Source organism: Kitasatospora albolonga, from assembly GCA_002082585.1.
GTDB lineage: Bacteria > Actinomycetota > Actinomycetes > Streptomycetales > Streptomycetaceae > Streptomyces > Streptomyces stephensoniae.
Window position 1 is genome coordinate 782,314 of record CP020563.1, and the last position, 12,687, is coordinate 795,000.

The following is a 12,687-nucleotide window of genomic DNA, read 5'->3' on the forward strand; positions in this document are numbered from 1 at the left end:
TGCGACCAGTGGGAGGCACCGTGCAGACCGATATCGATCCGCGCCGCCTGATCGGCCGCAAGGCGTTCGATCGCAAGGGCACCAAGATCGGAACGGTGGATGAGGTCTATCTCGACGACGCGACGGGGGTCCCCGAGTGGGCGGCCGTCCGCACCGGCCTCTTCAGCAGGGACGCCTTCGTCCCGCTGGAACCCAGCGAATTCGTCGAGGACGAGCTGCGGGTGCCCTTCGACCGCGCGCTGATCAAGGGCGCGCCGGACTTCGGCGTCGGCCGGCACCTCTCCCCCGAGCAGGAGCTCCAGCTCTACCGGCATTACGGCCTGGACTCCCCGCCCGTGGCGGAGACCGGCCCCGACCGCGACTTCGGCAGGCTGGCCGGCCAGGAGGAGTAGTCGACCGGGTCGCGGACCAGCGGCAGCGGGTCGGCCGGGGTCAGCTCCGGGTCGTCGGTCCGGAACGTGAGGACCCGGCCGACCGGCCCCCCGGGCTCCTCGAACCGGACCGTCACCCGGCCCACCCCGCTCCCCTGCACCCAGCCGTGCCCGTGCAGTGCGTGGCGTACGTCGTGCCCGGCGGGCCAGCGGCGGGCGGCAAGCTGCTCCGCGGCCTCCCGCTCGGGCTCCTCCTCCGCCGGTCCCCCGCCCTGCCCGGCCTCGTCCGCGACCGGCTGCTCGGGCGCCTCCGACCGCTCCGCCAGCTTCTTCGCGTCGGCGGCCTGCGCGAACAGGTCCTCCTGGGTGAAGTCCGCGAGCCCCGTGACGCCCACACCGAGCAGCCGTACGCCCCCGGTGGTGTCCACGGCCTCCAGGAGCCGCGCGGCCGCCTCACGGACCACCGTGGGGTCGTCCGTGGGGCCTCTGAGGGTCTCGGAGCGGGTCAGGGTGGAGAAGTCGTAGCGGCGCACCTTCAGCACCACCGTGCGCCCCGACCGGTCGGCGGACCGCAGCCGCTCCACGCACCGCACGGCCAGCCGCTCCACCTCCGCGCGCACCCGCACCCGGTCGTGCAGGTCCACGTCGAAGGTGTCCTCCACCGATACGGACTTGGCGTCCCGCTCGGCGACCACCGGCCGGTCGTCCAGCCCCAGCGCCATCCGGTACAGCCCGTGGCCGTGGGCCTTGCCCACCAGCCGTACGAGCTCCGCCTCACCGGCCTCCGCGAGGTCGTGGACAGTGGTCATCCCGGCGCGCCGGAGGTGGTCCCCGGTGGCGGGCCCGACGCCGGGCAGCGTCCGTACGGGCATGGGGGCCAGCAGCTCGCGCTCGGTGCCGGGCTCTATGAGCACCAGCCCGTCCGGCTTGGCCTGCTCGGAGGCGATCTTGGCGAGCATCTTGGACCCGGCGAGGCCGACCGAGCCGCTCAGCCCGGTCACCGCCCGGATGGCCGTGCGCAGCCGCTCCCCCGCCGTACGGGCCGAGGCCGAGTCGTCGGCCACCCCGCCCGCCTCCAGGTCGACGAACGCCTCGTCCAGGCTCAGCGGCTCCACCAGCGGCGAGAGCCGCCCCAGCAGCTCCATCACCTGCTCGCTCACCGACCGGTACAGCCGGAAGCGGGGCACCAGGTAGGCGGCGTTCGGCGCGAGCCGTCGGGCCTGGGCCGTCGGCATCGCGGAGTGGACGCCCAGGAGCCGTGCTTCGTACGAGGCGGTGGCGACCACTCCCCGGGGGCCGAGGCCGCCCACGACGACGGCCTTCCCGCGCAGGCTGGGCTTGGCCGCCTGCTCCGCCGAGGCGTAGAAGGCATCCATGTCCAGGTGGAGGATGGTCGGCGCGGGTCTCACATCTTCGATGCTGCCCTACACCACTGACAACGGGGCGGCCCGGCACTCCGCGGAGTGCCGGGCCGCCCCGTGCCGCTGTCGCTCAGCCGTTCATCCGGCCCGGTTGCGGCGCCGGGCCAGCTCGTCGGCCGGGTTGTTGCCGATGAGGGTCTCACCGGTGTCGACCCGCTCGCCGTGGAGCTGGGAGAGTGCCGCGTCCACATCCCGCCAGACGACGCCCACGGCGATCCCGAAGACGCCCTGACCGCCCTGGAGGAGGCTGACGACCTCGTCGGGCGAGGAGCACTCGTATACCGTCGCCCCGTCGCTCATCAGCGTCATGCGCTCGAGATCCTGGAACCCCCGGGCCCGCAGGTGCTGGACCGTGGTGCGGATGTTCTGGAGAGCCACCCCGGTGTCCAGGAACCGCTTGACGATCTTGAGGAGGACCACGTCCCGGAAACTGTAGAGACGCTGGGTCCCCGACCCGTAGGCCGGCCGCACGCTCGGCTCGACCAGCCCCGTACGCGCCCAGTAGTCCAGCTGGCGGTAGGTGATCCCCGCCGCCGCGCACGCCGTCGGCCCGCGATAGCCGATATCGCCGGCCGCTGCCCTGCCGCCCGCTGCCACGGCGGCCGGCGCAGCCGGCTGCCTGATGGCGTGGTCGGCTCCACTGCCGTGCTGCGGATACGGCCCACCCGCCGCCGTACCGTCGCCGCTGCTTCTCACGCCGACCTCCGTCCTTGACCTGCCCACTCGAAGGTAGGCAGTCACCGGGGGTGCGTCAACGATCGCCACACTCGGCACGCCGAGTGATAATCACCCTGAGGGTGGTTTCCCGTATCCCGCTTCCGGGAAAGGCTTTTCGGATGCGCTGCCGACACCCTCCGCGGGACGGTCACTGACTGTTGGTACCGAAGTCCTCCGGTGAGATCTGGTCGAGGAATTCGCGGAACTTCTCCACCTCGTCCTCCTGCTCGTCGGGGATCGCGATACCCGCGTCGTCCAGCACGCCGTCACTGCCGTAGATCGGCGTTCCGGTCCGCAGGGCGAGCGCTATGGCGTCGGACGGCCGGGCGCTCACCTCGACCCCGCTGGCGAAGACGAGCTCCGCGTAGAAGACCCCTTCGCGAAGGTCCGTGATCCGGACCTCGGTGAGCTCCTGGCCCACGGCCTCGAGCACATCCTTGAACAGGTCGTGGGTCAGCGGCCTGGCCGGAGCCATGCCCTGCTGGGCGAAGGCAATGGCGGTCGCCTCCCCAGGACCGATCCAAATGGGGAGGTACCGGTCGCCTCCCACTTCACGCAGGAGAACGATCGGTTGGTTGGAGGGCATTTCCACCCGGACACCGACAACGTCGAGCTCGTTCACACAGCAACCCTAGGACGTGCTCGCCATGTTTGGGTAGTCGGGCTCCGCCGAGCTCAGTGCAGACGGCTGCGCAGAGCGGTCTGGACGAGGGCCGCGTGCAGCCGTACGGAGAGCTCCGCCAGCTCGTTCGCGGTGGCCTCGGCATGGGCCCTGGTCTGCGGATTACGATGCCGCCGCAGCGGCGCGACCAGCTGTTCGACCAGCCCCGCCTCACGGTCGGCGGAGGCCCGCATGGCGCGCAGATGGCGTGGCTCCAGACCGAAGCGCCCCAGATCCGCCACCAGCTTGGCCACGGTCACCATCTCGGCGTCGTAGCCGCCCTCGGGAGCCGCCACGATGAGCCCGTAGGACTCCCACTCCGCCAGCTGTTCCTCGTCGACCTGGGCCGCCGCCAGGAGCTCGGCACGCCCGATCCGCGCGACGGTCGCCGCACCGGGGCCGGACTCCCACACACCGTCGCCGAGGTCCCGCTGGCCGCCGGGCGAGGGCAGCGCGGGCTGCTCCCCCCGGGCCAGGGCGTCCAGGTGCTCGCGGATGACCTTGAGCGGCAGATAGTGGTCCCGCTGCATGCGGAGCACCTGCGCGAGGCGCTCCACATCACCGGGAGCGAACTTCCGGTAGCCGGACGGAGTCCGCCGCGGCTCGACGAGCCCCTCGGCCTCCAGAAAGCGGATCTTGGAGATCGTGACTTCCGGAAACTCTTCGCGCAGTCGGGTGAGCACCGTTCCGATGCTCACCCAGTGCGCGTCCGCGGTGGCGGTGCCGTCACCGGCACCGCCTGTCGGTGTTCGCAGCATGGGCCTTCCTGGGGTTCCCCCCGGACGGACTCCGGGGCGGGTCACACGCCCCGCGGGCTCGCATAGAAGACCAGCCGGTACTTACCGATCTGGACTTCGTCGCCGTTGGACAGCAGGACCGAATCGATGCGCTCGCGGTTGACATAGGTGCCGTTGAGGCTGCCGACGTCACCCACGGTGAAGCTACCGTCCGGGCCCCTGCGGAACTCCACATGACGCCGCGACACGGTCACGTCGTCGAGAAAGATGTCGCTCTGCGGGTGACGGCCGGCCGTCGTGAGGTCGCTGTCCAGCAGGAAGCGGCTGCCGGAATTCGGGCCGCGGCGCACGACGAGCAGCGCCGAGCCCCCGGGCAGCGCGTCGACGGCCGCCTGGGCCTCCGGGGAGAGCGAGGGCAGGGCCGTCTGGCCCGTCGCCTCGGCCTCGTACGCCTCAAGACCGGAGATGGAGATCGTGGACGTCGTCTCCGAGGCGCGCTCGGGGACGGCGCCCCGCAGCGGCGTGCCGCAGTTGGAGCAGAATCGGCTGGCCTCCGCATTGCGGTGGCCGCACCTCGTACAGACCGGCATCGACGCGCCCCCCGGGGTGAACCCTCCACCCGTGCTTGAGGTTGATGGTTCGCCGAAACCTATGCGCCCGGCACCGGCAGGGTCAACGGACGACACGCCGGGACCACCCGGAGCGCCGTCACCGGACACCTCATCGCGGAAGAGCGGACGCTCCGCCTCCTGCTCCTCGCCCTGGCCGTGGCGCGGAGCACGGTGGCGGGCAGCACTGTTGCTGTCCTCGCGTGCGCTCTTCCCGAACAACTTCGCAAACAACTTCACGGGCGATTCCCCTTGACCGACATAGACCCGCCCGTGGGGCAGGACGAACCCTGAATGAACACACCTGCCGACCCGGACATCTTCACAACGTCCGTATCCACCCGACAGTTTCCACCACGCACCACCAATCCGGTGCGCCGACCCCCCGCAACCTCCCGCCCTCGCCCACCGGCCCTCCGGCCCGCCGCGATCACGGGGACGACGACCGAGCGTAGTCAGGCCGCTCCGCCGGTCGCAAGGCGTCGACGGTGATGTCGTCGAAGCGCTCCACCACCGCCGTGGCCTGCTCCTTCTCGAGCGTCTGCACCACACCGCCGGGGATGTTCAGGGCGGGCTCCAGGTCCTGCGGCTTGCCGATCACCTTGAACTCGTACGGTGCTTCGATCTTCTTGCCGTCGACCTGGATGTCACCGCCCTCCCCGGCGAAGTACGTGTTGGCGACCACGCGGACACCGTTGACCTCGATGGCCTCGGCACCGGCCGCACGCAGCTCCTGGATGGCGTCGAGCAGCATGTCGGCCGCGACGGCGGCCGAGGGGTCACTGATCGTCAGCGTGATGCCGGGACCGTGGGCCGCCACCGTACCCGCGAGGATGCCCAGCTGCCGCTCTTTTTCCAGCGTCTGCTTACGGGCCTCCTCGGCCTGGTCCGAGCTGTTCTCCAGCTCGGTGCGCTGGTCGTCCAGACGCTGTTTCTCGTCCTCCAGGCGCTGGGTCCGGTCGTCGACCTCGTCGAGAATCCGGACCAGGTCCTCCTGGCGTGCGCCGCGCAGCGCGCTGTCGTCACCGGCGGACCGCACCTGGATGGCCAGCCCCAGACCGAGACCGAACAGCAGCACGGCGACGATGAGTTGAGCACGGCTCAGCCGGGGCGGCCACAGGCCCGCCAGCAGTCTCTGACGCCCGGAGACCTCCTCGGCCGCGGGCGGCTGCGCGGGGGCGTCCGAAGCGGCGGGCGGGACGGTTTTCGGCTGCTCCGGCGGCTCCGGCCGGTCCGGCTGTTCGCCGCGGGGGTTCTCGTCGTTGTTCATCGGCCTCAAGCCCGGAAGACGTGCCGGCGGATCGCGGCGGCGTTGGAGAAGATCCGGATGCCGAGCACGACCACCACACCGGTGGAGAGCTGAGCGCCGACACCCAGTTTGTCGCCGAGGAACACGATCAGCGCGGCGACGACGACGTTGGAGAGGAACGACACCACGAAGACCTTGTCGACGAAGATGCCGTCGAGCATGGCCCGCAGCCCTCCGAAGACCGCGTCCAGCGCGGCGACCACGGCGATCGGGAGGTAGGGCTCGACCACCGCCGGCACCTCGGGCCGGACCAGCAGTCCGACCACGACTCCCACGACGAGGCCCAGTACGGCGATCACGATGTGCCCTTCCCTGATTCTGCCGCATCACTGCCGGCGGCCTTCGGCTCTGCTGTACGGACGATCAGGCTCGGCGCGGCCGGGAGCCGCACCTTCCCCTGATCGGTCAAGGTGGTGCGGATGTCGAAGCTCTCCTTCAGCGCGTTGAGGTACTGGCCGTCGGCACTGTCCCGGAACGCGGCGGCAAGATTCTTGCGGTCCCCCACCGCGAGCACCGTGTACGGCGGCACGAGCGGCCTGTTGTCGACCAGTATGGCGTCGCCCGCGGCACGGATCGCCGACAGGGCCGTCAGCCTTTGCCCATTGATGGCAATGGCCTCGGCCCCGGACTCCCACAGGCCGTTGACGACCCGCTGCATGTCCCGGTCGCGCACCCGGCCGGTGTCGGCGAAGCCCGACGACTCACGGGGTCCGCCGCCGCCCTGATCGGTGTTCTTGGCGTCGTCCACGACGAGCTTCACCCCGGGCCCCTCCACCGGGGTCGCCCCGGACAGCAGGGCCACCAGCTCACCCTGGTCCCCGCCGTGCTGCTCCAGGGCCTTGCGCTGCCGCTCGCTCACATCTCTGCGGAGCTCGTCGACATCCGACTCCAGCGTGTCGGCGGCCCGTGTCTCGGCGTTGATGCGGTCGATCAGCTCTTCGCGTTCCTTCGCGACGACCGGCGCGGACACCCGCGCCTCGGCGGCCCCGAGGGTGACCACGAGGGCGGCCACCACCAGACCGGCGGCGAGGCCGAGCTTCGACTTGAGCGTACGGGGCAGCCCCGCGCTCCCGTCGGCCTTGCGGCGGGCCGACGCCTCCACGTACCCCTCGTCGAGGCTGTGGTCCATCACGTTGTTCAGCAGCGACATGGAGGCATCGGGACGTGCGGGCCGTGCGGGTGTGCTCCGATCGGGGGGCTGCTGCGACATGCCGCACATCGTCGCACGTCACCACGGCTGCCGCCGAATGGCCCCACCGGTGCACCGGAACGCCCCCGACAGGGACTTCCGGTGCACCGGTGCCATCAGGTCACTCGCCGGCGCTCTCCACCACGGCGGACCACTCGTCGAGCAGCGCCTGCGCCGAGGCGTCGTCCGGGCCCTCCGCCCACAGATGGGTGACGGCCTCCGCACGGTCGGGCAGCACCATGATCCACCGGCCGTCCGCCTCGACCACCCGGACGCCGTCCGTGGTGTCCACGCTGCGGTCCCCGGCCGCCTCGACGACCCGGCGCATGACGAGGCCCTTGACCGCCCAGGGCGTCGCGAGATCGCGGCGCAGGACATGGGCCCGGGGAATGCGGGCGTCGATCTGGCTCAGGGTGAGCTGGGTGCGGGCGACGAGACCGATGAGCCGGACGAAAGCGGCCGTCCCGTCGAAGACGCTGCTGAATTCGGGAACGATGAACCCGCCGCGCCCGTCTCCTCCGAAGATGGTGGTTTCCTCGCGCCCCACCCGGGTCAGGTCGTCGGGCGAGGTGGTCGTCCACTCCACCTGCGTGCCGTGGTACGCCGCCACCTGCTCGGCCACGCGCGTGGTGGTCACCGGCAGGGCGACGCGTCCACTGCGCCGTTCGGCGGCGACGAGGTCCAGCATGACCAGCAGGGCCCGGTCGTCCTCGATGATCCGGCCGAGCTCGTCCACGAGGGAGAGCCGCTCGCCCACGGGGTCGAACCGCACGCCGAAGGCCGCCCGCGCCGAGGAGACGATCTCCCCGAGGCGTACGAGGCCGGCGCGGCGGGTCTCGGCGGACTCGGTGGGCCGCGCCTCGTCGAGCCCCGGGTTGATCGTCAGCGCGTCCACCCCGAGCCGCCCGAGGAGGCTCGGCAGAACGAGCCCGGCGGACCCGTTGGAGGCGTCCACGACGACCTTGAGCCCGGAGTCGGCGATGCCCGCGATGTCGACGTTGCGGAGCAGGGAGCCGGTGTACGAGTCGAAGACGCTGGACGGGAAGTGCAGGTCGCCGATCTCCCCGGGAAACGCCCTGCGGTACTCCTGCCTCGCGTACACCCGGTCGAGCTTGCGCTGCTGGGCCTGCGAGAGGTCGGCGCCCCGCTCGTCGATGAACATGATGTCCACCGAGTCGGGCACCCCCGGCGACGTACGGATCATGATCCCGCCCGCACTCCCCCGCGCCGTCTGCTGCCGGGCGACGGGCAGCGGTACGTTCTCCAGGTCGCGTACGTCGATGGCGCTGGCCTGGAGCGCCGAGATCACGGCCCTCTTGAGCGCCCGCGCGCCTCGGGAGTGGTCACGGGCGGTGGTGACCGTCGCGCCCTTCTTGAGGGTGGTGGCGTAGGCGCCCGCGAGCCGGACCGCCAGCTCGGGGGTGATCTCGACGTTCAGGATGCCGGAGACCCCGCGCGCCCCGAAGAGATGCGCCTGCCCACGGGACTCCCAGATCACCGAGGTGTTGACGAACGCACCGGCCTCGATGGTCTTGAACGGGTACACCCGTACGTTGCCCTGGATGATCGACTCCTCGCCGACCAGGCATTCGTCACCGATGACAGCGCCGTCCTCGATCCGGGCCGCGCGCATGATGTCGGTGTTCTTGCCGACCACGCAGCCCCGGAGGTTGCTGTGCTGCCCGATGTAGACGTTGTCGTGGACGACGGCCTTGTGAAGGAAGGCACCGGTCTTGACGACGACGTTGGAGCCCACCACCGTGTGCTCGCGGATCTCGACGTCGGCCTCGACCTTGGCGTAGTCGCCGATGTACAGCGGCCCGCGGAGTACGGCGTCCGGGTGGACCTCCGCGCCTTCGGCGACCCACACACCGGGCGAGATCTCGAACCCGTCGAGCTCCACGTCGACCTTGCGCTCCAGGACATCCGCCTGGGCCTTCACATAACTCTCGTGCGTACCGACGTCCTCCCAGTAGCCCTCGGCGATATAGCCGTAGATCGGCTTGCCTTCCTTCATCAGCTGCGGGAAGACATCACCCGACCAGTCGACGGAGGTATCGGCCTGGACGTAGTCGAAGACCTCGGGCTCCATGACGTAGATGCCCGTGTTCACCGTGTCCGAGAAGACCTGGCCCCAGGTCGGCTTCTCCAGAAAGCGTTCGACCTGACCGTTCTCGTCCACGATGGTGATGCCGAATTCCAGCGGATTGGGGACCCGGGTCAGACAGACCGTGACGAGTCCGCCCTTCTCCTTGTGGAAGGCGATGAGATCGGTGAGGTCGAAGTCGGTGAGAGCGTCACCGGAAATGACGAGGAAGGTGTCGTCCTTCAACGCCTCCTCGGCGTTCTTCACACTCCCCGCGGTGCCGAGTGGCTTCTCCTCGTTGGCATAGGTGAGCTCCATCCCGAGCTCCTCGCCGTCCCCGAAATAGTTCTTGACGAGGGAGGCGAGAAACTGGACAGTAACTACTGTTTCATTGAGCCCATGCCTCTTGAGAAGCCGCAGGACATGCTCCATGATCGGCCGGTTGGCCACGGGCAGGAGCGGCTTGGGCATGCTCGAGGTCATGGGGCGCAGGCGTGTGCCCTCGCCACCAGCCATCACGACGGCCTTCATTCGGAAACGTCCTCCTAGAAGAGACGACGGTCAGCCGAGTTCGCCCGTCGGGGCATCGTTCAAGACATCACACCGCGGACCGGCCACACTGCACGGCACCGCATCAACGAGCTCAATCGGCTACTGCATCCGCCTTGACGAGCCGGCGGACCTGGACCACGTAGAGGATTCCTGCCCACCAATACAGAGTTGTACCCCATCCTGCGAACGCCCATCCGAAAACGGCGGCCACGGTAGCCAGCCAACCACTGCCGTCGCTGAGCAGCAACAAGGGGAACGCGTACATCAGGTTGAAAGTTGCAGCTTTCCCCAGGAAGTTGACCTGCGGCGGCGGATAGCCGTGGCGCCGCAGGATGGCCACCATCACGAGCAGCATGAGCTCGCGGGCCAGCAGGGCGGCGGTGAGCCAGAGCGGCAGGATCTCGCGCCAGGTGAGGCCGAGAAGCGTGGAGAGGATGTAGAGCCGGTCGGCGGCCGGGTCCAGGAGCCGGCCGAGGCTGCTGATCTGGTTCCACCGCCGGGCGAGCTTCCCGTCGAGATAGTCGCTGATGCCGCTGAGCATCAGCACCAGCAGCGCCCACCCATCGCTGTTGGGCCCGCCGAACACGGGGCGGAGAATCAGCCACAGGAAGAGCGGGACCCCGACAAGGCGAGCCATGCTGAGGATGTTGGGGATGGTGAGGACCCGGTCCGTCTGGACCCGAGTCTCCTGGACCTCCACCCGGGGGCCTCCTGTGAAGAACGTGCGAATGATGCCCCCCGACCTTACCTTCAGCTTCCGCCTGCACATGCACAGGGGTGGGCGGAGCGAAGGCGTTCCAGGCCCCATCGGGCCCGGAACGCAGGAAAGCCCCGTGCCTGACGGCACGGGGCTTTCCCACAAAGATTGTTCGGCGGCGTCCTACTCTCCCACAGGGTCCCCCCTGCAGTACCATCGGCGCTGAAAGGCTTAGCTTCCGGGTTCGGAATGTAACCGGGCGTTTCCCTAACGCAATGACCACCGAAACACTATGAAAATTTGAACACCGGTGTTGTCACGGCTGTTCGTTATTTCAGAACTAACACAGTGGACGCGAGCAACTGAGGACAAGCCCTCGGCCTATTAGTACCAGTCAGCTCCACCCGTTACCGGGCTTCCACATCTGGCCTATCAACCCAGTCGTCTACTGGGAGCCTTAACCAATCTAGTTGGTGGGAATACTCATCTCGAAGCAGGCTTCCCGCTTAGATGCTTTCAGCGGTTATCCTTTCCGAACGTAGCCAACCAGCCATGCCCTTGGCAGAACAACTGGCACACCAGAGGTTCGTCCGTCCCGGTCCTCTCGTACTAGGGACAGCCCTTCTCAATATTCCTACGCGCACAGCGGATAGGGACCGAACTGTCTCACGACGTTCTAAACCCAGCTCGCGTACCGCTTTAATGGGCGAACAGCCCAACCCTTGGGACCGACTCCAGCCCCAGGATGCGACGAGCCGACATCGAGGTGCCAAACCATCCCGTCGATATGGACTCTTGGGGAAGATCAGCCTGTTATCCCCGGGGTACCTTTTATCCGTTGAGCGACAGCGCTTCCACAAGCCACTGCCGGATCACTAGTCCCGACTTTCGTCCCTGCTCGACCCGTCGGTCTCACAGTCAAGCTCCCTTGTGCACTTACACTCAACACCTGATTGCCAACCAGGCTGAGGGAACCTTTGGGCGCCTCCGTTACTCTTTAGGAGGCAACCGCCCCAGTTAAACTACCCATCAGACACTGTCCCTGATCCGGATCACGGACCCAGGTTAGACATCCAGCACGACCAGAGTGGTATTTCAACGACGACTCCACAACCACTGGCGTGGCCGCTTCACAGTCTCCCACCTATCCTACACAAGCCGAACCGAACACCAATATCAAACTATAGTAAAGGTCCCGGGGTCTTTCCGTCCTGCTGCGCGAAACGAGCATCTTTACTCGTAGTGCAATTTCACCGGGCCTATGGTTGAGACAGTCGAGAAGTCGTTACGCCATTCGTGCAGGTCGGAACTTACCCGACAAGGAATTTCGCTACCTTAGGATGGTTATAGTTACCACCGCCGTTTACTGGCGCTTAAGTTCTCAGCTTCGCCACCCCGAAGAGCAGCTAACCGGTCCCCTTAACGTTCCAGCACCGGGCAGGCGTCAGTCCGTATACATCGCCTTACGGCTTCGCACGGACCTGTGTTTTTAGTAAACAGTCGCTTCTCGCTGGTCTCTGCGGCCACCCCCAGCTCACGGAGCAAGTCCGATCACCGGTGATGGCCCCCCTTCTCCCGAAGTTACGGGGGCATTTTGCCGAGTTCCTTAACCATAGTTCACCCGAACGCCTCGGTATTCTCTACCTGACCACCTGAGTCGGTTTAGGGTACGGGCCGCCATGAAACTCGCTAGAGGCTTTTCTCGACAGCATAGGATCATCCACTTCACCACAATCGGCTCGGCATCAGGTCTCAGACTATGTGCACGACGGATTTGCCTACCGTGCGTCCTACACCCTTACCCCGGGACAACCACCGCCCGGGCTGGACTACCTTCCTGCGTCACCCCATCGCTTACCTACTACAAGTCTGGTTCATCGGCTCCACCACTACCCTCAACTCCGAAGAGATCGGGCCGGCTTCACGGACTTAGCATCGCCTGATTCAGTACTGGGCGTTTCAAAGCGGGTACCGGAATATCAACCGGTTGTCCATCGACTACGCCTGTCGGCCTCGCCTTAGGTCCCGACTTACCCTGGGCAGATCAGCTTGACCCAGGAACCCTTAGTCAATCGGCGCACACGTTTCTCACGTGTGTATCGCTACTCATGCCTGCATTCTCACTCGTGAACCGTCCACAACTCGCTTCCACGGCTGCTTCACCCGGCACACGACGCTCCCCTACCCAACCCAACAGGCGTTGGCCCTATTGTTGGATTGACACGACTTCGGCGGTACGCTTGAGCCCCGCTACATTGTCGGCGCGGAATCACTTGACCAGTGAGCTATTACGCACTCTTTCAAGGGTGGCTGCTTCTAAGCCAACCTCCTGGTTGTCT

Annotated in this window: 11 protein-coding genes and 2 rRNA genes (1 of these 13 only partly in view); 1 reads left to right on the forward strand and 12 read right to left on the reverse strand. The window is 67.5% G+C overall.

Going from position 1 to position 12,687, the window contains the following annotated elements:
* The first annotated feature begins 20 nt into the window (after positions 1 to 20).
* A complete protein-coding gene (locus B7C62_03320; protein ID ARF76966.1) occupies positions 21 to 392 on the forward strand; it encodes a photosystem reaction center subunit H in 372 nt (123 codons plus the stop codon).
* Here the strand turns inward: B7C62_03320 and B7C62_03325 are convergent.
* The 12 genes from B7C62_03325 to B7C62_03380 form a co-directional block, all read right to left on the reverse strand.
* Complete coding sequence (locus tag B7C62_03325; GenBank protein ARF71394.1) at positions 314 to 1,780, reverse strand: DNA polymerase IV; 1,467 nt, start codon at positions 1,778 to 1,780, stop codon at positions 314 to 316. The two genes, B7C62_03320 and B7C62_03325, sit on opposite strands and share 79 nt — an antisense overlap.
* Before the next feature lie 90 nt (positions 1,781 to 1,870).
* Entirely contained in the window at positions 1,871 to 2,488 is a 618-nt protein-coding gene (locus B7C62_03330) for a MerR family transcriptional regulator (protein ID ARF71395.1), read from the reverse strand.
* 169 nt (positions 2,489 to 2,657) lie between these two features.
* Positions 2,658 to 3,131, reverse strand: coding sequence for a hypothetical protein (locus B7C62_03335; GenBank protein ARF71396.1), 474 nt, complete (start codon positions 3,129 to 3,131; stop codon positions 2,658 to 2,660).
* 53 nt (positions 3,132 to 3,184) lie between these two features.
* Positions 3,185 to 3,928: a MerR family transcriptional regulator gene (locus tag B7C62_03340; protein ID ARF71397.1), complete on the reverse strand. Its 744-nt coding sequence runs from the start codon at positions 3,926 to 3,928 to the stop codon at positions 3,185 to 3,187.
* Positions 3,929 to 3,969: 41 nt separating this feature from the next.
* Positions 3,970 to 4,755 (reverse strand): hypothetical protein, encoded by a 786-nt coding sequence (locus B7C62_03345; GenBank protein ID ARF71398.1) that lies wholly within the window; start codon positions 4,753 to 4,755, stop codon positions 3,970 to 3,972.
* Positions 4,756 to 4,945: 190 nt separating this feature from the next.
* Complete coding sequence (locus B7C62_03350; GenBank protein ARF71399.1) at positions 4,946 to 5,785, reverse strand: hypothetical protein; 840 nt, start codon at positions 5,783 to 5,785, stop codon at positions 4,946 to 4,948.
* A 5-nt stretch (positions 5,786 to 5,790) separates the two neighbouring features.
* Positions 5,791 to 6,123: a hypothetical protein gene (locus B7C62_03355; GenBank protein ID ARF71400.1), complete on the reverse strand. Its 333-nt coding sequence runs from the start codon at positions 6,121 to 6,123 to the stop codon at positions 5,791 to 5,793.
* Complete coding sequence (locus tag B7C62_03360) at positions 6,120 to 7,034, reverse strand: hypothetical protein (protein ID ARF71401.1); 915 nt, start codon at positions 7,032 to 7,034, stop codon at positions 6,120 to 6,122. Before B7C62_03360 ends, B7C62_03355 begins: the two co-directional genes overlap by 4 nt.
* A 100-nt stretch (positions 7,035 to 7,134) precedes the next feature.
* Positions 7,135 to 9,630, reverse strand: coding sequence for a mannose-1-phosphate guanyltransferase (locus B7C62_03365; protein ARF71402.1), 2,496 nt, complete (start codon positions 9,628 to 9,630; stop codon positions 7,135 to 7,137).
* 112 nt (positions 9,631 to 9,742) lie between these two features.
* On the reverse strand, positions 9,743 to 10,351 hold the full coding sequence (locus tag B7C62_03370; GenBank protein ARF71403.1) for a CDP-diacylglycerol--glycerol-3-phosphate 3-phosphatidyltransferase: 609 nt from the start codon (positions 10,349 to 10,351) through the stop codon (positions 9,743 to 9,745).
* Positions 10,352 to 10,518: 167 nt separating this feature from the next.
* A 5S ribosomal RNA gene (rrf, locus tag B7C62_03375) occupies positions 10,519 to 10,635 on the reverse strand.
* 72 nt (positions 10,636 to 10,707) lie between these two features.
* A 23S ribosomal RNA gene (locus B7C62_03380) occupies positions 10,708 to 12,687 on the reverse strand; it runs 1,170 nt beyond the window's last position.

Excerpts from the sequence above, each read along its gene's own strand:
- B7C62_03365 (ARF71402.1), bottom strand. The coding sequence starts at position 9,630 with ATGAAGGCCGTCGTGATGGCTGGTGGCGAGGGCACACGCCTGCGCCCC.
- B7C62_03340 (ARF71397.1), bottom strand. The coding sequence starts at position 3,928 with ATGCTGCGAACACCGACAGGCGGTGCCGGTGACGGCACCGCCACCGCG.
- B7C62_03350 (ARF71399.1), bottom strand. The coding sequence starts at position 5,785 with ATGAACAACGACGAGAACCCCCGCGGCGAACAGCCGGACCGGCCGGAG.
- B7C62_03360 (ARF71401.1), bottom strand. The coding sequence starts at position 7,034 with ATGTCGCAGCAGCCCCCCGATCGGAGCACACCCGCACGGCCCGCACGT.